We start from the raw sequence: 19,154 nt of genomic DNA on the forward strand, positions 1-19,154 counted from the left end.
AGGCCGCCGGTTCTCAAGAGCTCGCTAGGTGTTCGACCGGCCCCGTTGACGCCCGCGCGTCACCGGGGCTTCGTCGTCTCCGGTGGCGGGGGCTTCCGCGTAGGTGCCCAGCCGGCCGGCCCGCATGATGCGGTCGAGCAGCTTGTCGAAGTTCGCCGCCATCTCCTCGGCTGAGCTTCCCGGCCAGAGGTGCACGGGCTTGGCCGCTCCCTGAGCCTGCTGCAGGGAGGTGCGCTCGGGGAGCGCGGGGGAGAGCACGAGGGGCCCGAACATGTCCCGGAGCTCACCGAGGCGGAACTGGTGCTCGAGGGACTGGTGCTTCGCACGGTTGACGATGATGCCGAGCGGCTGGAGCCGCGGCGACAGCTCTCGCCTGATCTCGTCGACGGCCCGGAGCGCGCGGTCGGCGGCGGCGACCGAGAAGAGCCCGGGCTCGGTGACGACCGCGACACGGTCCGAGGCGGCCCAGGCCGTGCGCGTGAGCGCGTTCAGCGAGGGCGGGCAGTCGATGAGGACGAGGTCGTAGTCCTCCTCGACGACGGCGAGTGCCTCCTCGAGGCGCCAGATCTCTCGGATCGAGGGATTCGGGGTATCGAAGCTCAGTGCTGCTGGACTGCCCACCATGAGGTCGATGACGCCGCGGCTGCCTTCGCCCCACGCCGAGCGGGCGATCGCGGCGCGAACCGTGCTGGGCTTCGGCGAGCGGAGGACGTCGGAGATCGTGGCGCCATCCTGCGCTCGGGCGTCGAGCCCGGTGGAGACGTCGGACTGGGGATCCAGGTCGACGACGAGGGTTCTGAGCCCGCGGGCCCAGGCGGCGGAAGCGAGGCCAAGGGTCACCGTGGTCTTGCCGACGCCGCCCTTGAGAGAACTGATGCTGAGGACGAACACCAGCCCAGGCTACATTCACTAGGCTTGAGGTCACGTTGCTGCATGCCCCTGTCGTGTTGTCGGAAGGTGGAACACCGGTGTTCAAGAAGATCCTGGTCGCGAATCGAGGCGAGATCGCGATCCGCGCATTCCGCGCCGCAGTCGAGCTCGGAGCGCGGACGGTCGCGGTGTACCCCTACGAGGACCGCAACTCCCTGCACCGCCTGAAAGCTGACGAGGCGTACCAGATCGGCACCGTCGGCCAGCCCGTCCGCGCCTACCTCGATGTCGCCGAGATCCTCCGCGTCGCGAAGGAGTCTGGGGCTGACGCCATCTACCCCGGCTACGGCTTCCTGAGTGAGAACCCGGAACTGGCGCGCGCTGCCCAGGAGGCCGGCATCGCGTTCATCGGTCCGCCGCCGCGTGTCCTCGAGTCCGCGGGCAACAAGGTCACGGCGAAGAACCAGGCCATCGCCGCCGGCGTGCCGGTGCTGGCCTCGAGCCAGCCCTCGACGGATCTCGACGAGCTCTGCGCGGCCGCCGACGAGATCGGCTTCCCGATCTTCGCGAAGGCCGTCGCCGGAGGCGGCGGACGCGGCATGCGTCGCGTCGAGCGCCCCGAGGACCTTCGCGAGGCGCTCGAGTCTGCGATGAAGGAGGCGGAGAGCGCCTTCGGCGACCCGACGATGTTCGTGGAGCAGGCGGTGCTGCGGCCTCGCCACATCGAGGTGCAGATCCTCGCGGATGAGCACGGCAACGTCGTGCACCTGTTCGAGCGCGACTGCAGCGTCCAGCGTCGACACCAGAAGGTCGTCGAGATCGCTCCTGCTCCGAACCTCCCGCAGGAGGTCAGGGACAAGCTCTACGCGGATGCCGTGGCCTTCGCGAAGTCCATCGACTACGTCAACGCCGGCACCGTGGAGTTCCTCCTGGACACAGCCGGGCCGCGCGCAGGTCAGCACGTCTTCATCGAGATGAACCCCCGCATCCAGGTCGAGCACACCGTGACGGAAGAGGTCACGGATGTCGACCTCGTCCAGGCGCAGATGCGCGTGGCCTCGGGCGAGCGCCTCGACGATATGGGCCTCCAACAGCACCAGCTGGAACTCCACGGCTTCGCGCTGCAGTGCCGCATCACGACCGAGGACCCCTCCCAGGGCTTCCGTCCCGACACCGGCGTCATCACGACGTACCGCTCCGCGGGCGGCTCCGGCATCCGCATCGACGGCGGCACCATCGCAACGGGCGCGGAGGTCCTGCCGCACTTCGACTCGATGCTCATGAAGCTCACGGCTCGCGGACGCGACTTCCCCGCAGCCGTCCGGCGGGCCCGTCGAGCGCTCTCCGAGTTCCGCATCCGCGGCGTCGCCACGAACATCCCCTTCCTCCTCGGCGTGCTCGACGACCCCGACTTCCAGCGTGGCGACGTCGCGACCGACTTCATCGAGAAGCGTCCAGGGCTGCTCGAGTACCGCCGACCCGGCGACCGGGGGACCAAGATCGTCAACTGGCTCGCCGACGTCACGGTCAACGCCCCGCACGGCGCTCGGCCGACCTCCGTCGAGCCCCGCTCGAAGCTCCCTGAGCTCGACACCGCCCTCCCGCTGCCCGGCGGGCGCCGACAGGAGCTGCTCGAGCTCGGGCCGACGGCCTTCGCGGCGCAGCTGCGTTCGGAGCGGCGACTCGCCGTGACCGACACCACGTTCCGCGACGCGCACCAATCGCTCCTCGCGACCCGCGTCCGCACGCGGGATCTCGTCACAGCGGCGCCCTACCTCGCACGCCTCACGCCGGAGCTGCTCTCCATCGAAGCCTGGGGAGGGGCGACGTACGACGTCGCGCTCCGCTTCCTCGGTGAGGAGCCCTGGGAGCGCCTCGCGAGCCTTCGCGAGGCTGTCCCGAACATCCCCCTGCAGATGCTGCTCCGCGGGCGGAACACCGTCGGCTACACGCCGTACCCCGAGGCCGTGACCAAGGCGTTCGTCCACGAGGCGACCGCGACGGGCGTCGACATCTTCCGCATCTTCGACGCGCTGAACGACGTCTCGCAGATGAAGCCCGCCATCGACGCCGTGCTCGAGACCGGCACCGCCGTCGCCGAGGTCGCCCTCTGCTACACCGGCAACCTCGCCGACCCCGCTGAGCCGTTCTACACGCTCGACTACTACCTGCGCCTCGCGGAGCAGATCGTGGAGGCGGGCGCGCACATCATCGCGATCAAGGACATGGCGGGTCTCCTGCGCCCGCAGGCGGCCTCGATCCTCGTCACGGCCCTGCGCGAGCGCTTCGACCTGCCCGTCCACCTGCATACGCACGACACCGCGGGTGGGCAGCTGGCGACGCTCCTGGCGGCAAGCGAGGCGGGCGTCGACGCCGTCGACGTCGCCAGCGCTCCGATGTCGGGCACGACGAGCCAGGCGAGTCTCTCGGCGCTGGTCGCGTCGCTCGAGCACACGGAGCGGGACACCGGCATCAGCCTCACGAACGTCACCGATCTCGAGCCCTACTGGGAGGCAGTCCGCCTCGTCTACCGCCCCTTCGAGTCGGGTCTCCCCGGCCCGACCGGTCGCGTGTACAAGCACGAGATCCCCGGAGGCCAGCTGTCGAACCTCCGCCAGCAGGCCATCGCACTCGGACTCGCGGACCAGTTCGAGCGCATCGAGGACATGTACGACGCGGCCGACAAGATCCTCGGCCGCATCCCCAAGGTGACCCCCTCATCGAAGGTCGTCGGAGACCTCGCCCTGCACCTCGTCGCGGTGGGAGCCGACCCGGCCGACTTCGCCGAGAACCCGGGCAAGTTCGACATCCCGGACTCGGTCATCGGCTTCATGGCGGGCGAACTCGGCGAGCTGCCCAACGGATGGCCGGAGCCCTTCCGCAGCAAGGTGCTCGAGGGCCGCGACGTGAAGATCGAGATCACGCCGCTCGCCGCGGCCGACGAAGCCGGCCTCGCCGGCGACAGCCTCGAGCGCAGGCGCACCCTCAACAGGCTCCTGTTCCCGCAGCCGACCGCGAGCTACGAGGACACGGTCCGGCTCTTCGGCGACCTGTCCGTGCTCGACACCCTCGACTACCTGTACGGGCTCGAGCCTGGCGAAGAGCACGTGATCCACATCGGCAAGGGCGTGCAGCTCTTCGTCGGGCTCGAGGCCATCGGCGAACCGGATGCGGACGGCATGCGCACCGTCATGGCCACCTTGAACGGTCAGCTGCGGCCGGTCTTCGTGCGTGACCGCAGCATCAAGGTCGACACGATCGAACGCGAGAAGGCCGACAGCGGAAATCCCGGTCACGTGGCAGCGCCGTTCTCCGGCGTCGTCACGCTGCGTGTGGACGTCGGCGAACGCGTCGCCCAGGGGCAGACCGTCGCGACGATCGAGGCGATGAAGATGGAGGCCGGGATCACCGCACCCGTCGCTGGAGTCGTCGAGCGCCTCGCGATCTCCTCACCGCTCGAGGTCGGCAACGGGGACCTCCTCGTCGTCGTGCGTCCGGGTGCCGAGAGCGCCGATGCCTGAGCGCACCGACGCCGAGCACTTCGGCCTCATCATCATCGGCGCAGGCTCGGGGAACTCCCTCCCCCCAGGCGACGAGAGCGGGCCGAAAACCGCGATCATCGACGACGGCCCGCACTTCGGCGGAACCTGCCTCAACGTCGGCTGCATCCCGACGAAGATGTACGTCCACGTGGCGGACATCGTGCGGGTCGCGCGCGACGCCGACCGCCTTGGCATCCACGACGTCCGGCTGCGCCCGTCGTGGCCGGAGGTGCGCGACCGCGTGTTCGGCCGCATCGACCACATCAGCGAGAGCGGGGAGCACTACCGGGATAGCGGCAACCCTCGAGTCACGCTCGTCCGAGAGCGAGTCGAGATGCTCGGCGACCGCGAGGTGCTCACGGCTTCCGGGAGGCGCCTCACGGCCGACACGCTGGTCATCGCCGCGGGCAGTCGCGCGCGCCACCACGACGTCGTTCCGCTCAGCTCGCCGCTCGTCCACACCTCCGACACGATCATGCGCATCGATGACGCGCCTCGTCGCCTGGCGATCATCGGCGGCGGCTCCATCGCCTCTGAGTTCGCGCACGTCTTCAGCGCCTTCGGCTCCGAGGTGACGCAGCTGGTGCGCGGGCGCGTGCTCTCCTCGCTCGATGCCGACGTCGCCGAGACCTTCGCGGACGCGGCACGGGAGCGCTGGCGCCTTGAGACCGGCACCTCCGTCGTCGGATTCTCCGACGACGGCGGCGTCGCGACACTCACGACCGACTCGGGAGAGCGCATCGAGGTCGACGCTGTGCTCGTCGCGATCGGACGCATCCCGAACACCGACACGCTCGGGACCTTCGAGGTCGGCTTCGACCACCACGACGACGGCCGGCTGCGCGTGGACGCCTACCAACGCGTCCTCCGCGACGGCCACCAGGTGCCCGGCGTCTTCGCCCTCGGCGACATCGACTCGGAGCACCAGCTCAAGCACGTCGCCAACCACGAGGCGCGGGTCGTCGCCCACAACATCGCCGTCGAGCCCGGCCGTCGCCTCATGAAGAACACCCTCGGTCCGGTCCCCGACGTGGTGTTCACCGAGCCCCAGATCGCCAGCTTCGGAGCAACCCTCGAGCGGGCCGAGCAGCTCGGCTACGACGCGTTCGAGGTCGTGCACGAGTACGGGTCCACCGCCTGGGGGTGGGCGCTCGAAGACCAGCGCAGCTTCTGTAAACTCGTTATAGCGCGTGGAAGCGCGACCATCCTCGGGGCGCACATCGTGGGCCCAGACGCGGCGGTCCTGCTCCAGCCCCTCGTCCTCGCGGCGAGCTTCGGGCACTCCATCCGGGGTCTCGCGCGCGGCCAGTACTGGCCCCACCCCGCGGCTAGCGAGGTGGTCGAGAACGCGCTGCTGCGCGCTGAGGAGGAACTGTGACCGTTCGCCCCATCCGCTTCTACGGAGATCCGGTGCTGCGCACGCCCGCCGAGCAGATCACTGTCGTCGACGACCGCATCCGCAGTCTTGTCACCGACCTGCTCGACACGACGGCGCTCGACGGCCGTGCCGGGGTGGCTGCTCCGCAGATCGGGGTCGGGCTCGCCGCGTTCTCGTACAACATCGACGGGCAGACCGGCTACGTGCTCAACCCGGTCCTCGAGAGCACCTGGGGAGACGTCGAGGAGATCGACGAGGGCTGCCTCTCCGTCCCCGGCCTCTGGAACAAGACGCCACGGTACGAGCACGCTCGGGTCACCGGAATCGACCTGGACGGCGAGCCCGTCGTCCTCGAGGGCTCCGGCCTCATGGCTCAGATGCTGCAGCACGAGACCGACCACCTCAAGGGGGTCGTGTACATCGACACGCTCGCGCCCGAGCACCGCAAGGAAGCCATGCGGGAGATCCGGAGCAGCGAGTGGTTCGCGCCCGCGACCGCCTCTGCTGGATCCGCGAAGGCCAGCGCCTTCGGCCGCACGTCGCGCTGACGACGCTGACCGGAGGCGCTGGCCGCGAGGGTCCAGCTCTCCGAGCTACTTGAGCGTGATGCCCTGCGTCGCGGGTGCGGCGTTGTAGATGCCCTCGATGATTCCTCGGTACTTCTCGAGGATCACGTGGCGCTTGATCGACATCTTCGGCGTGAGCGTGCCGTCCGCTTCAGTGAACTCGCCGTCGAGCACGACGAACTTGCGGATCGACTCGGCCCGGGAGACGCGCGTGTTCGCGAGGTCGACGGCATGCTGGATCTCGGCCAGCACCTTCGGGTGCTCCGCGGCCTGGGCGACCGAGATGCTCGGGTCCTCGCCGTTGTTGGAGAGCCAGGTCTTGAGCATCTCGGGATCGAGCGTGACGAGCGCGGAGATGAACGGGCGCTGATCTCCGACGACGACGATCTGGCCGACGAGCGGGTTGGCTCGGATCGGGTCCTCGAGCGCCGCGGGGGAGACGTTCTTCCCGCCGGAGGTCACGATGATCTCCTTGATTCGCCCGGTGACGGTGATGTAGCCGTCGTCGTCGATCGAGCCGAGATCTCCCGTCTTGAACCATTCGCCGTCGAAGGCCGCGGCCGTGGCCTCCGGGTTCTTCCAGTACTCGCGGAACACGTTGATGCCCTTGACCTGGAGCTCGCCGCTGTCATCGGTGCGCACGGCGACGCCGGGCAGCGCCGGCCCGACGGTGCCGATCTTCGACTTCTCCGCGAGGTTCACGGACGCAGGGGCCGTGGTCTCGGTGAGGCCGTAGCCCTCGAGGATGTTCACGCCGATGGCCCGGTAGAAGTGGCCGAGACGCGCGCCGAGTGGCGCGGAACCCGAGACGGCGTGCTTGACCCGGCCGCCCATGACCTCGCGCAGCTTCGAGTAGACGAGCTTGTCGAACAGCTTGTACTGGAGGCCGAGGACAAGCGGCGTCCGGCCCGCGTCCTGCGATTCCGAGTAGCGGACCGCGACGTCTGCCGCCTTGCGGAAGATCTTGCCCCGGCCGCCGGTCTCCGCCTTCTGCTCCGCCGAGTTGTAGACCTTCTCGAACACGCGGGGCACCGCGAGGAGGAAGGTCGGGTGGAAGGTGCCGAGCGACTCCACGAGCTTCGAGGTGTCGTGCTGGTGGCCCACCTTGACTCCGCCGTAGATGCAGAGCACGGAGATGAAGCGGGCGAAGACATGCGCGAGCGTGATGAAGAGCACCGTTGATGCGCCGGGGTAGATGAGCGCGCCGAGCGGGTCCTTCACGTTGCGGCACAGCTCGACGAAGTTCGAGTGCGTGATGACGCACCCCTTGGGGCGTCCCGTCGATCCCGAGGTGTAGATGAGCGTCGCGATGTCAGCGCCGTTCGCGATCCCACGACGGCGCTCGATCTCTGCGTCCTCGACGCCGGCCCCGAGCCGGATGAGCTCCTCGATCGCGCCGGCGTGCAGCGCGTAGCGCACGCGCAGCCCCTCGACGGTGTCCGAGATCTCGTCGAGCTTGTCGTCGTGCTCCGGGAGCTCGGAGATGATGCCGACGGCCTCCGAGTCCTCGAGCATCCACTCGATCTGCGCTGACGAGCTGGTCTCGTAGACCGGCACCATGACCGCACCGGCGTACCAGAGCGCGAAGTCGACGAGCGTCCACTCGTAGTTCGTCTTCGCGACGAACGCGATGCGCTCCCCGGGCTCGATGCCAGCGGCGACGAAGCCCTTGGCGAGGGTGTGCACCTTCGCGTGGAACTCCTTGACCGGCACGTCGCGCCAGGTGCTGCCTTCCGGCAGGGCGAAGAGGGCGAGATCCGGCGATTCTCGAAGTCGGTACTCGAGCAGATCTGTGGTGTTCCAGCTCGGCTCCGGGCTGACGACGGCGGGGGTCTCGGATAGCTTCATTGCAACTCCTGAGTGTGGTCCTGGTCGTGAGCCGCCTGAACGCCCATCGTCCGGACCGATTCGACTTCACGTTCCGTGGCTTCCAACCCTACCGTTTCGGAAACGGGGAGCGGCGCAACGGGGCCGGGCATGTCCCGAGTACACTGATGTGCCATCGCCTATCGGGAGGCCACGCATGTTGTATTGGGTGCTCAAGCATCTCTTCGCAGGTCCCTTGGTGCGCGGAACGTTCCGCCCTTGGGTGCGCGGCGTCGAGAACATACCGGCGAAGGGGCCGGTCATTCTGGCGTCGAACCACTTGTCGGTCATCGATTCGTTCTTCATGCCGTTGTCGATCGACCGCCGCGTCTACTTCCTCGCGAAGAAGGAGTACTTCACCGGCACGGGGATCAAGGGCTATCTGACGGCGCAGTTCTTCAAGTCGACGGGCATGCTCCCGATCGACCGGGGTGGCGGAGCAGCGAGCGAGGCGTCCTTGCAGACGGGCCTGCGCGTGCTCGGCGAGGGCAAGGTGCTCGGCATCTATCCGGAGGGCACCCGCAGCCCCGACGCACGGATGTTCCGTGGGCGCACGGGAATCGCGCGCATGATCATGCAGGCGGACAAGCCCGTCACGGTCGTCCCCGTGGTCATGGTCGACACGGAGCGCGTCCTGCCCATCGGAGCGAAGGTTCCTCGTCTCCGCAAGGTCGGCATGGTCTTCGGCGAGCCGCTCACCTTCACGCGGTACGAGGGCATGGCCGCTGACCGCTTCGTGCTCCGCTCCATCACGGACGAGATCATGAGCGAGCTGCACGCCCTCAGCAACCAGGACTATCGCGACATCTATGCCTCGTCCATCCGAACCAAGATGGACGCAGAGGCCAAGGCGCTCGCCGCCGCACAGAAGCACTGAATCGCCGAGCAGGTCCGGGCGTTCGAGAAGCCCTGAGCGATCAACAGAGCAGAGCGCCGCGGCCCCGAGTATCGTCGGGGCCGTTCGGCGTGAGATCCAGCAACACACCAGCGCTGCAGCGCCCAAGCTGCCAGCATGAGATCAGAGACATGAGATCAGAGAAGCGAGCATGAGCCAATTCACCTCCACCCACACAGAGTCGATCCCGACGCCCCCCGGCGTGCTCGAGGGGCTCGACGCCTGGCGCGAGCTGCCGATCCGGCAGCAGCCGCAGTGGGGCGACGCGACCAAGGTCGCGAGCGTCTCAGGTGAGCTCGCGTCGCTGCCACCACTCGTCTTCGCCGGCGAGGTCGACCGCCTGCGCGACCGTATCGCGACGGCCGCTGCCGGGCAGGCGTTCGTCCTGCAGGGTGGCGACTGCGCCGAGACCTTCGCGGGCGCGACGGCAGACAAGATCCGTGCGCGGGTGCGCACGATCCTGCAGATGGCCGTCGTGCTGACGTACGGCGCGTCGATGCCGGTCGTCAAGATGGGCCGCATGGCCGGTCAGTTCGCGAAGCCCAGGTCGAGCGACAACGAGACGCGCGGGGACGTGACGCTGCCCGCGTACCGCGGAGACATCGTCAACGACTTCGATTTCACCGAGGAGGGCCGCACCCCGGACCCGGAGCGCATGCTCCGCGGCTACCACACGGCCGCATCCACGCTGAACCTCGTCCGGGCATTCACGACGGGCGGCTTCGCCGACCTCCGCGAGGTGCACTCCTGGAACCAGGGCTTCGCCGCCAACCCCGCCAACGCGCGCTACGAGCAGCTCGCGGCTGAGATCGATCGTGCCGTCCGCTTCATGGCGGCCGCCGGAGCTGACTTCTACGCACTCCGTGACGTCGAGTTCTTCGTCGGCCATGAGGGGCTCCTCATGGACTACGAGCGACCCATGACCCGCATCGACTCCCGCACCGGTCTGCCGTACGACACGTCCGGCCACTTCATCTGGATCGGGGAGCGCACGCGCGACCTGGACGAGGCGCACGTCGACTTCTTCAGCCGCGTGAAGAACCCCATCGGCGTGAAGCTCGGGCCATCGACGACGCCCGACACCATGCTGCGGCTCATCGACAAGATCGACCCGAACCGCGAACCTGGTCGGCTCACGTTCATCACCCGCATGGGCGCAGGCAAGATCCGCGACGCGCTTCCGCCCCTGCTCGAGGCGATCAAGAGCAGCGATGCGCAGCCGCTGTGGATCACCGACCCGATGCACGGAAACGGGATCACGACGCCGAACGGCTACAAGACGCGTCGCTTCGACGACGTCGTGGACGAGGTCAAGGGCTTCTTCGAGGCGCACCGCGCCGCGGGGACGCACCCGGGCGGCATCCACGTCGAGCTCACGGGTGATGACGTCACCGAGTGCCTCGGCGGTTCCGAGCACATCGACGAGAAGACCCTCGAGACCCGCTACGAGTCGCTGTGCGACCCGCGTCTCAACCACATGCAGTCGCTCGAGCTCGCGTTCCTCGTGGCCGAGGAGCTGCGCGCGGGCAAGCACTAGAGGGACTCGGTCGTGACCTCGAAGGCGCTTCGGGTCGTGTGACGTGACGAGGCCTCCTGGCATGGTGGAGCTGTCGAGCTCTGCCGTCGCCAGGAGGCCTCTCTCGGCGTTTGGGAGCACGAAGCCTGAACTCCGCCGCCGCATCGCTCGTGAAAGGATGAGCGCATGAGCGCTGACAGCGTCCGCCGAGTCGATTTCCTCCCATGGGAGTACGATCCCCACTCCGCCGACGGAGCCGCCCAAGCTGAGCGACTGCGCGAATTGGCAGCGTCGGGTGCCGTGATCGGCGACCGGGTGTTCGTCTCGGCGAGCGCCGCCGTCTTCTGCGATCGGCTGTCGATCGGCGACCGCAGCTACATCGCCGCCAACGCCTACGTGACCGACAACGTCGCGATCGGCGCGGACTGCTCCGTCAACCCCTTCGCAGTGGTTCGCGGCGACGTGCGGATGGGCGACGGCGTCCGAATCGGCGCACACACCTCGATCCTCGGCTTCAACCACGAGATGGAGCCGGACGCTCCGGTCTTCACCCAGGGGCTGTCGAGTCGAGGGATCGTCCTCGGAGACGATGTCTGGATCGGCTCGCAGGTGACGATCCTCGACGGGGTGGTGGTCGGCGACCACGTCGTGATCGGCGCGGGCTCGGTGGTCACGAAGAGCGTCCCTGACCACGCGGTCGTAGCGGGCAATCCTGCGCGCGTCCTCCGCGACCGCCGGGCGCCGGCACGCGAAGCCGGGCTCAGGGAGGGGCTCCGACGCTTCGGGGACACGGCTCGGGCTGAGATCACGGCGGTGCTCGCGCGCTGCTTCGAGGGCGGCCGCTTCGTCGATCGCCCAGGCACGGCTGCGGCGCCCACCCTTCGACCTTGGGCCGACGCCGTCGAGCTCGCCGACCTGCTGCTGCACGCGCCGCCGCCCGGCTTCGACGCCGCGGACCTGCTCCGGAGGCTGACGGCGAGGCAGGATCCCGCGACGGGCCTGGTCGCCGACGGCGATCTCTCGGACGCCGGTCTCGAGCGAGCGCAGACGTCGCCGGATCCGCAGTCGTCGGAGCGGCTTTCGGCCTTCGAGGGGCCGGCGAGCTACCACGTCCTCAGCGCCAGCTACGCCGTGCGGCTGCTGGGCGGGCGGATGCCCCACCCGATCCGCGCCGTGCACGGGCTGACGGGTACTGACCTGACGGCGGCCCTCGACGCCCGTGACTGGGCTGCTGGCGCCTGGGGCTCCGGTGCCGCGGTCGACGCGGTCGCGACGGCGTGCGCCGCGAACATGCTGGATCATTCCGACGCCCTCGACGACGGGGGAGCCGGGCCGCTCCTCACCGTGCTCGGCTGGGCGGTCGCGCGCGCGGACCCGCGAACAGGCCTGTGGGGGGAAGAGCTGCCCGGCGCGGAGTCGCCAAGGCTGCAGGCCGTGAACGGCTTCTATCGGCTCACCCGCGGACTCTTCGCGCAGTTCGGACTGCCGCTGCCGTATCCGGTCGCGACGATCGACACCGTGCTGCTGCACGCCGCGGACCCCCACCTCTCCACGCCAGATGGCTGGACGGCGTGCAACGTGCTCGATATCGCGCATCCGCTCTGGCTCGCTTCGCAGCAGACCAAGCACCGCCGCGGGGAGATCGCGGAGTGGGCGCGCGGGGCGCTCGAACAGGCGCTCGGCCAGTGGGTTCCTGGCGAAGGGATGGCGTTCGCGCCGCGCTCCTCGGGGGAGGATGGCGAACCAGGGTTGCAGGGGACCGAGATGTGGCTGAGCATCATCTGGCTGCTCGCGGACCTGCTTCACGCATCGGATTCGCTGGGCTACCGCATGCGCGGGGTGCATCGTCCTGAGCCCATCGCGGCACTTCGGTCAGCGTCACGCTCCTAGCGCTCGGTCGCGGGAGGCGAGAGCCCGGGCCACGCCCCAGCGGCAGAGCGCCTACAGCGTTGCGGTGGCCGTGAGCGTGACGTTCGACCCGGCCGGTACCTCGACCCCGGCGGCGGGCGACTGCGTCGAGACGACGAACTTGATGACCGGGTTCGGGTCGTTGACGATGCCGGGTGGAACGTTGTGGCCGACCGTCAGCCCGAGTCCCTCGAGCGTCGCGATGGCTTCTCCGATGGGTGCGCCGACGACGTTGGGGAGGACGACGGGGGCTGGCCCCTTCGAGACCGAGATGTTGATGGTGTCGCCCGGAACGACCGGATCGGTGGTGGTCGAGGAGGCGATGACGGTACCGCTGGCGACCGAGGCCGAGAATTCCCGGCTCGACACGTTGACGACGAGACCGGCTTCCTCGATGAGCTTCGTCGCGTTCGCTTCCGTCTCACCGGCGACGTCCGGCAGGATTCCGGCCGAGGCCACGAGGCGGATGGGCTGCCCCTCGGCGAGCGTGGAGGGGAGTGGAGCGCCGGTGGTGTCCGTCGCCGCGATCACGATGTCGGCTTCCTCGTCGGAGAACTGGCGCAGGGTCGTGGCCTGGTCGTAGGTGAAGCCTGCCTCGGTGATGGCGGATTCCGCCGCCTCGAGGGTCAGCCCCTCCAGGGCCGGCACCGTGAGCATCTCCGGCCCGGCGGAGACGACGAGGGAGATCGGAGTTTCCGGGGCGAGCGACGTGCCGGCCTGCGGGTCCATGTCCATGACGGTGCCGGCAGCGACCTCGAGCGAGAACTCCTGCGTGACATCGCCGACGGTGAAGCCGGCTGCGGTGATCGCCGACTCCGCGTCGGCCTGCGTGAGGGAGACCGCCTCGGGGACGGTGTTGTAGGAACCAGGTCCGAGTCCGAACCACCAGCCGATACCACCGGCCGCTGCGACGAGCGCGATGACCAGGATGGCGATGACCGCCCCGAAGGTGCGTCGCTTGCGGGCGCCCTGCTCGGCCGTCGAGGTGGCTTGCGGGAGCGATGGCTCGAGCTCCGCGGCGCTTGGCTCCGGGAAGATCGGGGCCCCGACCACGGTGGGGGCGTCTCCGGGTCTGAAGGGCTCGACGTGTCCTTCGGAGAACTCCGGAGGTGAGGACGCGGACGACACCTGGCTCGTGATGAGGGCGAGCTCCGTCGGGTCGGTGTCCTCGACGTCGCTGTGGCTCGCGGTGGACAGGACCGCCGTCGGGTCGATGGGCCGGGCCGACTGGCCGAGTTCGGCTTCTGCGCGACGCAGCGCTTCGAGCATCACGCCGGCGTCCGCTGGCCGAAGCTCGGGATCGCGTTCCGTCGACCAGGCGACGAGCTCGTCGAGTTCGTGCGGAACGCTGGTGTTGACCTCGCTGGGGGCGGGAACCGTCTCGTTGGCGTGGCGGTACGCGATGTTGACCGGCTGGTCGCCTCGGTACGGCTGCTCGCCCGTCAGCATCTCGAAGAGCATGATGCCCAGCGAGTAGATGTCGCTGCGCACGTCGGCCGTGCCCTTGGTCACGAGCTCGGGACTCAGGTAGGCGATGGTGCCGAGCAGGACCTGCCCGGTCGCCGTGTTCGCGCTCGCCGCACGGGCGAGACCGAAGTCGCTGAGCTTGATGCGGCCGTCGTCGGCGAGCAGGACGTTCTCGGGCTTGAGGTCGCGATGCACGATGCCGAGCTTGTGCGCTGCCTGGAGGCCCGCGAGCACGGCGTCCATGACGTCGATCGACTGCTCCGGGGTGAGTCGGTGATGGTCGTGGAGCAGGTCTCGGAGCGTGATGCCCGGGATGTACTCCATCACCATGTAGGCGAAGACCTCGTCGTCACCCTGGTCGTAGACGTTCACGACGTTCGGGTGGGTGATCTTCGCCGCAGAGCGCGCCTCGCGGATGAACCGCTCGCGGAAGCGCTCGTCGGCGGCGAGGTGGTCGTGCATCACCTTGACCGCCACCCTGCGCTCGAGGCGCAGATCAGTGGCGACATAGACCGTAGCCATGCCGCCCTTGGCGATCAGAGAGCGCACTTGATATCGGCCGTCGATCAGACGGCCGATCATGTCGTCGGGACCAACGGGACTCACGTCGTGCAGGATAGCCCGACAAGGCACGCGCCTCCCGGATGAAACACCGCACGGCATCGAGGAATCACTCGGGCTCGCATCGATCCGCCGAGTCTGCGACCATGTGAGGCGTGAGCGACGTCTTCAGTACCCGTGAGTGGTACACGATTCCCCAGGCAGCATCCGAGCTCGGTGTCTCGACGGGGCGCGTGTCGACCCTGATCGAAGACAAGCAGCTGCTGTCGTTCCGCATCGAGCGAGAGCCGCGGATCCCGCAGGAGTTCATCAAGGACGGTGAGCCGCTGGCGGGTCTCCGGGGAACGCTTTTCCTGCTCGGCGACGCGGGGCTCAGTGCGCACGACCAGATGGTGTGGCTCCTGAGCGTCGATGAGACGCTCGGTGTCGCGCCCCTCGACGCGCTCGTGCAGGGACGGAAGACGCAGGTGCGTCACGCCGTCCAGCTGCTCGCCATCTAGTCGATCAGCGCGGCTCGCCGCCGGCCAGCCGGCTGCTGGCACCGAGCGGGTTGCCAGCTGGTCAGTGCTCCCGGTGCGCCGTGCGCTCCGCGAGTTGCTCGAGCAGTCGCCGCGACCCGGGGTCGAGCTCGAGGCCCTGCAGTCCGGCGAGCGCCTCGACGAGCGAGGAGCTGATCAGCTCCTCCACGCGCTGCAATCCGCCGGACTCCGCGATGAGCGCCTGCATCCAGGCGATCTGCGTCTCATCGAGCCCCTGGTCTCCGAGGAGCTCGTCGAGCCGCGCCGAGTCCGAAGGCGACGCGAGCTCCTGGGCTGCGGCGATCATGAGCGTTCGCTTGCCCTCTCGGAGGTCGTCTCCGCTGGGCTTGCCGGTGACCGCCTCGTCCCCGAACACGCCGAGGACGTCATCCCGGAGCTGGAAGGCGAGGCCGAGGGGCAGCCCGAACGCGCGAATCTGCTGCACGAGGGCATCGGAGGCACCTCCGAGGAGCGCTCCGAGCACAAGAGGCTCCTCGACGCTGTACCTGGCGGACTTCGAGATCGCGATCGTCGTTGCCCGGGACGCGCGTGCGTCGATGGGCACGACCGGCCACGCCACCTCCTCGACGAGGTCGAGGTACTGGCCGATCGTCACCTCGCTGCGCATCTTGCTGAACTCGGCTCGTGCGCGAACGGCGTCCGCTGGGGGTACGAGGGCGCAGGCCTCCACGAAGAGCTGGTCGCTCCAGACGAGCAGCAGGTCGCCGAGCAGGATGGCGGCGCTGAGACCGAAGTGCTCCTCGTCGCCAGCCCAGCCGGAGGCGTGGTGGTGCTTCGAGAAGGCGCGGTGTGTGGAGGGTGCACCCCTGCGCGTGTCGGAGCGATCGATGATGTCGTCGTGGACCAGGGCCGCGGCGTGGAAGAGCTCGATCGAGGCCGCAGCGAGGATCACCGCCTCACTCTGCTCGGGCGTGCCGGCGGCGCTGCTGTATCCGGCGGCGCAGAACGACGCTCGGAGGCGCTTGCCGCCCGTCGTGAAGGCCCCGGCCTGCTCCAGGAAGGCGGGCACATCGACGCCGATCGGCCCCAGAACCTGAAGATTCTCGGCAATTGTGGCGTCCAGACGACGCTGGACTTTGGAGGACAGCGTAGAACTCTCAGACACGACACCACTCTACCCAGGTGCGCGCGCCTACAATGGGCGCAATACTTCGGAGCGGGGCTCCGATCGCCCCCTGAGCACGAGGTCAACATGGCACTATCTGAGCAAGAGCAGCGGCTGCTTGATGAGATGGAGCGCAGCTTCTACCAGAACGATGCGGACGTGGTGTCCACATCGCCGAGAAGCGGCGCTGCGGTCACCACGCGAGCCGTCGTGGTCGCGTTCCTTTCCGTCGCGGTCGGCATCGGCGTCGTCGTCGCCGGCGTCGCCACCAACATCCCGGTCCTGGGTGTCGTCGGGTTCGTCCTGATGCTGGCGGGAGTCGTCTACGCGTTCGCCGCCCCGAAGGGCGCGGCTTCGCAGTCCGACCCACTGCCGACCGGTCGCCCCTCACCGAAGAGCGGCGAGTCGTCCGACGGTTCGTTCATGGACAAGCTCGGCAACCGCTGGGACAAGCGGCAGCAAGGGGAGTAGCAACGGGGGAGTCCTCCCACTGCCCTCCACTTCGCACCTTCCCCCACCCACCTCACTTCCTCACCTCGGGACCGGCCACCTGGCCGGTCCCTTTTTTTGTGCGCTTGTGAGGTGAAAACAGCTCCACTTCCCTCCACTGTTGAGAGGCCAGTAATTTACTGGCCTCTTTCTGCATTCACAGGCGAGAAAAGGCGCGTTTGCGTAGATCTGTGGTGGGTTGTGGAGTAAAGTGGAGCATGTGGGGATTCAGCGACAGGGAGGGAGGCGTGCATGTTCCTTGGCACGTACTCGCCCAAGCTCGACGAGAAAGGCCGGCTCATCCTTCCGGCCAAGTTCCGCGACGAGCTCGAAGAGGGTGTCGTGCTGACCCGAGGGCAGGACCGCTGCGTCTACGTCTTCTCCACGAGCGAGTTCGAGGAGCTCCACAACCGCATCCGCCAGGCCCCCGTCACCAGCAAGCAGGCCCGTGATTACCTGCGCCTCTTGCTCTCCGGAGCCCACGCGGAGACGCCTGACCGGCAGAACCGCGTGACCATCCCGCAGCAGCTCAGGCAGTACGCGGGGCTCGACCGCGAGCTCGCCGTGATCGGTGCGGGCAGTCGCGCCGAGATCTGGGATGCAGAGGCCTGGAACACCTACGTCGCGGCCAACGAGGCCGCCTTCTCCGAGACCGCGGAGGAGGTGATCCCGGGACTCTTCTGACCCTGACCGCCGATTCTCAGCCGTTCCGCTCTGAAGCGCCTTCCCTCGCAGCAGAGCTCAGCAGCACCGCGGAGCCCCATCTGAAGCCACTTCCCCGGCGGCAGAAGGAATCTCCACTTCGCTCCCCTCGCGCATCGCCGCGGGGAGAGAGAACGGATGGGAATCAGTGATCAGGGAGGAACCCGCATCGTCATGACAGAGAACAGCCAGAACACACAGCCGGAGAACGACAGCGAACGCGACCCGGCATCGCTGCACACGCCAGTGCTCCTCGAGCGCTGCGTGGAGCTCCTCGCGCCTGCGCTGCAGGCCCCAGGCAGCATCTACGTCGACGCGACGCTCGGCATGGGCGGCCACAGCGAGGCGGTCCTCGACCGCTGCCCGAACGCCCGCCTGGTCGGATTCGATCGCGACTCGGAGGCGCTCGGCCTCGCCGGTCGGCGCCTCGCTCGCTTCGGCGATCGGGTCACGCTCGTGCACGCCGTCTACGACGAGTTCGAGTCGTCGCTCGACGAGCTCGGGATCGACACCGTCGACGCCGTCCTGTTCGACCTCGGCGTCTCGTCGCTCCAGCTCGACGAAGCGAGCCGAGGCTTCTCCTACAGCCAGGACGCGCCCCTCGACATGCGCATGGACGCCACGAAGGGCGTCACGGCGGCAGAGATCGTCGCCACGTACGGCGAGGAGGAGCTCAAGCAGCTCTTCTACCGGTACGGCGACGAGAAGCTCGCGCCGCGCTACGCGAGCTGGATCGTGCGCGAGCGGGCCCAGGGTCCGATCGCGACGACCGGACAGCTCGTCGACGTCCTCCAGCGAGCCACGCCAGCCGCGAAGCGCGATGCCGGTCATCCTGCGAAGCGCGTCTTCCAGGCCCTCCGCATCGAGGTCAACGCGGAGCTTGGCGCGCTCGAGCGTGCCCTCCCGCAGGCCCTCGATCGAGTCGCCCTCGGCGGGCGCGTCGTCGTCGAGGCCTACCAGTCCCTCGAGGACCGCTTCGTGAAGCGGCTGTTCGAGGCGAAGACCACGTCGACCGCGCCGAGCGGCCTCCCGGTCGAGCTGCCAGAGCACAAGCCCGAGTTCGAGCGTCTCGTCCGCGGAGCTGAGCGGGCCGGCGCCGACGAGGGCGAGATCAATCCACGAGCACTTCCCGTGCGCTTGCGCGCGGTGGCGAGAGTTAGGAGCCCACGGGCATGACTGCAGCAACAAGCCTCCTCCGCGGGTCCACCTCCACGCGTCGCCAGAAGTCGGCCCCAAGGGAGGCGACATCGTCGCCGCGGTTGCGACTCGTCGAGACGCCTGGCGCCCGGCGGCTCCCGAGCCTCCGCTCGATGCTCATCTCCCTCGTCGTCCTCGCCGGGGTCTTCGTCACGCAGCTGGCCCTGAGCATCGCGATCTCCCAGGGCGCCTACGAGGTCAGTGGGCTCGAGCAGACGCAGACGGAGCTCGCCCGCACCGAGTCAGCGGCGCTCGAGGAGCTCAGCGCCATGTCGTCGGCGCAGAACCTCGCCGTCGAGGCCACGAAGCTCGGCATGGTGCCGACCGACTCGCAGGCGTTCCTGCAGGTCGGCAGCGGCTCGCTCGCCACCGATGCGGCCTCCACCGGCACCGCCGCTCCCATCAACACGGGTCTCGTGACGAACGAGGTCACGCAGCCAGCGGCACCGGTCGCCGACCCCAACGGAGTTTCAGCGGAGCAGGCCGCCGCGCCTGCCGTACCCTCGGTCACCGAGCTGCGTTCTCCCTCCACGAGGTAGACCCACCAAGAGCA

15 protein-coding genes are annotated in these 19,154 nt (G+C 68.6%); 11 read left to right on the forward strand and 4 right to left on the reverse strand.

Annotated elements, in window-relative coordinates; all coding sequences use genetic code 11:
- Nucleotides 1-24: 24 nt before the first annotated feature.
- The gene (locus C5B99_RS07340; RefSeq protein WP_104241119.1) at nt 25-891 is read right to left on the reverse strand and encodes a ParA family protein; all 867 of its coding nucleotides are present in this window, start codon (nt 889-891) and stop codon (nt 25-27) included.
- A gap of 77 nt (nt 892-968) precedes the next feature.
- On the opposite strand from C5B99_RS07340, the gene C5B99_RS07345 reads away from it, so the two are divergent.
- The 3 genes from C5B99_RS07345 to def are packed head-to-tail and all read left to right on the forward strand — an operon-like array spanning nt 969 to nt 6,338.
- The gene (locus C5B99_RS07345) at nt 969-4,391 is read left to right on the forward strand and encodes a pyruvate carboxylase (RefSeq protein ID WP_104241120.1); all 3,423 of its coding nucleotides are present in this window, start codon (nt 969-971) and stop codon (nt 4,389-4,391) included.
- Nucleotides 4,384-5,790: a mycothione reductase gene (locus tag C5B99_RS07350; protein WP_104241121.1), complete on the forward strand. Its 1,407-nt coding sequence runs from the start codon at nt 4,384-4,386 to the stop codon at nt 5,788-5,790. The genes C5B99_RS07345 and C5B99_RS07350 overlap by 8 nt, the downstream gene beginning before the upstream one ends.
- Nucleotides 5,787-6,338, forward strand: coding sequence for a peptide deformylase (gene def, locus C5B99_RS07355; protein ID WP_104241122.1), 552 nt, complete (start codon nt 5,787-5,789; stop codon nt 6,336-6,338). Before C5B99_RS07350 ends, def begins: the two co-directional genes overlap by 4 nt.
- Nucleotides 6,339-6,383: 45 nt before the next feature.
- On the opposite strand, the gene C5B99_RS07360 is transcribed toward def, so the two are convergent.
- The gene (locus C5B99_RS07360) at nt 6,384-8,204 is read right to left on the reverse strand and encodes a long-chain fatty acid--CoA ligase (RefSeq protein WP_104241123.1); all 1,821 of its coding nucleotides are present in this window, start codon (nt 8,202-8,204) and stop codon (nt 6,384-6,386) included.
- Nucleotides 8,205-8,379: 175 nt separating this feature from the next.
- On the opposite strand from C5B99_RS07360, the gene C5B99_RS07365 reads away from it, so the two are divergent.
- The 3 genes from C5B99_RS07365 (at nt 8,380) to C5B99_RS07375 (ending at nt 12,523) form a co-directional block, all read left to right on the forward strand.
- Nucleotides 8,380-9,099 (forward strand): 1-acyl-sn-glycerol-3-phosphate acyltransferase, encoded by a 720-nt coding sequence (locus C5B99_RS07365; RefSeq protein WP_104241124.1) that lies wholly within the window; start codon nt 8,380-8,382, stop codon nt 9,097-9,099.
- A 169-nt stretch (nt 9,100-9,268) separates the two neighbouring features.
- Entirely contained in the window at nt 9,269-10,654 is a 1,386-nt protein-coding gene (locus C5B99_RS07370) for a class II 3-deoxy-7-phosphoheptulonate synthase (protein ID WP_104241125.1), read from the forward strand.
- Nucleotides 10,655-10,819: 165 nt separating this feature from the next.
- Nucleotides 10,820-12,523 carry an acyltransferase gene (locus C5B99_RS07375; RefSeq protein ID WP_104241126.1) on the forward strand — a complete coding sequence of 568 codons (1,704 nt, stop codon included), beginning with the start codon at nt 10,820-10,822 and terminating at the stop codon, nt 12,521-12,523.
- Nucleotides 12,524-12,574: 51 nt separating this feature from the next.
- Here the strand turns inward: C5B99_RS07375 and pknB are convergent, their stop codons facing one another.
- The gene (pknB, locus tag C5B99_RS07380; RefSeq protein WP_104241127.1) at nt 12,575-14,590 is read right to left on the reverse strand and encodes a Stk1 family PASTA domain-containing Ser/Thr kinase; all 2,016 of its coding nucleotides are present in this window, start codon (nt 14,588-14,590) and stop codon (nt 12,575-12,577) included.
- A 134-nt stretch (nt 14,591-14,724) separates the two neighbouring features.
- Here pknB and C5B99_RS07385 point away from each other — a divergent pair, with 134 nt between their 5' ends.
- Nucleotides 14,725-15,069, forward strand: a complete 345-nt coding sequence (locus C5B99_RS07385; RefSeq protein ID WP_104241128.1) for an Rv2175c family DNA-binding protein — start codon at nt 14,725-14,727, stop codon at nt 15,067-15,069.
- Between the two features lie 61 nt (nt 15,070-15,130).
- Here C5B99_RS07385 and C5B99_RS07390 read toward each other — a convergent pair whose 3' ends face one another.
- Nucleotides 15,131-16,213, reverse strand: coding sequence for a polyprenyl synthetase family protein (locus C5B99_RS07390; protein ID WP_104241129.1), 1,083 nt, complete (start codon nt 16,211-16,213; stop codon nt 15,131-15,133).
- A gap of 87 nt (nt 16,214-16,300) precedes the next feature.
- Here C5B99_RS07390 and C5B99_RS07395 point away from each other — a divergent pair, with 87 nt between their 5' ends.
- The 4 genes from C5B99_RS07395 to C5B99_RS07410 all read left to right on the forward strand — a co-directional run bounded on the left by C5B99_RS07395 (nt 16,301) and on the right by C5B99_RS07410 (nt 19,140).
- Nucleotides 16,301-16,684 carry a DUF3040 domain-containing protein gene (locus C5B99_RS07395; RefSeq protein ID WP_104241130.1) on the forward strand — a complete coding sequence of 128 codons (384 nt, stop codon included), beginning with the start codon at nt 16,301-16,303 and terminating at the stop codon, nt 16,682-16,684.
- Nucleotides 16,685-16,954: 270 nt separating this feature from the next.
- Nucleotides 16,955-17,386, forward strand: a complete 432-nt coding sequence (gene mraZ / locus C5B99_RS07400; RefSeq protein WP_104241131.1) for a division/cell wall cluster transcriptional repressor MraZ — start codon at nt 16,955-16,957, stop codon at nt 17,384-17,386.
- Between the two features lie 192 nt (nt 17,387-17,578).
- Nucleotides 17,579-18,580, forward strand: coding sequence for a 16S rRNA (cytosine(1402)-N(4))-methyltransferase RsmH (gene rsmH, locus C5B99_RS07405; RefSeq protein ID WP_258063114.1), 1,002 nt, complete (start codon nt 17,579-17,581; stop codon nt 18,578-18,580).
- On the forward strand, nt 18,577-19,140 hold the full coding sequence (locus tag C5B99_RS07410; RefSeq protein ID WP_146080547.1) for a hypothetical protein: 564 nt from the start codon (nt 18,577-18,579) through the stop codon (nt 19,138-19,140). Before rsmH ends, C5B99_RS07410 begins: the two co-directional genes overlap by 4 nt.
- The last annotated feature ends 14 nt before the right edge of the window (nt 19,141-19,154 follow it).

Source organism: Pseudoclavibacter sp. Z016 (assembly GCF_002931215.1).
Classification (GTDB): domain Bacteria; phylum Actinomycetota; class Actinomycetes; order Actinomycetales; family Microbacteriaceae; genus Pseudoclavibacter.

Excerpts from the sequence above, each read along its gene's own strand:
- C5B99_RS07350 (WP_104241121.1), top strand. The coding sequence starts at position 4,384 with ATGCCTGAGCGCACCGACGCCGAGCACTTCGGCCTCATCATCATCGGC.
- C5B99_RS07360 (WP_104241123.1), bottom strand. The coding sequence starts at position 8,204 with ATGAAGCTATCCGAGACCCCCGCCGTCGTCAGCCCGGAGCCGAGCTGG.
- C5B99_RS07365 (WP_104241124.1), top strand. The coding sequence starts at position 8,380 with ATGTTGTATTGGGTGCTCAAGCATCTCTTCGCAGGTCCCTTGGTGCGC.
- C5B99_RS07370 (WP_104241125.1), top strand. The coding sequence starts at position 9,269 with ATGAGCCAATTCACCTCCACCCACACAGAGTCGATCCCGACGCCCCCC.
- C5B99_RS07375 (WP_104241126.1), top strand. The coding sequence starts at position 10,820 with ATGAGCGCTGACAGCGTCCGCCGAGTCGATTTCCTCCCATGGGAGTAC.
- pknB (WP_104241127.1), bottom strand. The coding sequence starts at position 14,590 with ATGATCGGCCGTCTGATCGACGGCCGATATCAAGTGCGCTCTCTGATC.
- C5B99_RS07395 (WP_104241130.1), top strand. The coding sequence starts at position 16,301 with ATGGCACTATCTGAGCAAGAGCAGCGGCTGCTTGATGAGATGGAGCGC.
- mraZ (WP_104241131.1), top strand. The coding sequence starts at position 16,955 with ATGTTCCTTGGCACGTACTCGCCCAAGCTCGACGAGAAAGGCCGGCTC.
- rsmH (WP_258063114.1), top strand. The coding sequence starts at position 17,579 with ATGACAGAGAACAGCCAGAACACACAGCCGGAGAACGACAGCGAACGC.
- C5B99_RS07410 (WP_146080547.1), top strand. The coding sequence starts at position 18,577 with ATGACTGCAGCAACAAGCCTCCTCCGCGGGTCCACCTCCACGCGTCGC.